We start from the raw sequence: 262 nt of genomic DNA, 5'->3' as shown, positions 1-262 counted from the left end.
CCGCTCCAGGTCATCAGGGTGAATGCGCTCGTACACTGCGGCGGCATCCTCGCGCAGCTGCTGCAGGTCAAGCTCATAAATGTCGTACAGCCCCTTGCTGGCATAGGGGAAACACGAATGGCCGTTTGCATCCAGCCTGTACTGGTAGATGCCGCCCGGTACTTCGGCACTGAGTTTTTCCAGCAACCGGTCACGCGCAGCCAATGCCTCATGTACCCGACGCCGCTCGGTGACGTCGATGCAGATGGCCAGGTAACCCACC

At 60.3% G+C, this 262-nt stretch carries 1 pseudogene; it reads right to left on the bottom strand.

From position 1 onward, the window contains the following. Window positions 1-262 (bottom strand): annotated as a pseudogene (locus GYA94_RS26790) (GGDEF domain-containing protein); the annotation flags it as partial.

It is taken from the genome of Pseudomonas juntendi (assembly GCF_009932375.1).
Taxonomy (GTDB): Bacteria; Pseudomonadota; Gammaproteobacteria; order Pseudomonadales; family Pseudomonadaceae; genus Aquipseudomonas; species Aquipseudomonas juntendi.
The sequence above is the reverse complement of the archived record's forward strand: the minus strand, read 5'-3'. Positions and strand labels throughout refer to the sequence as shown.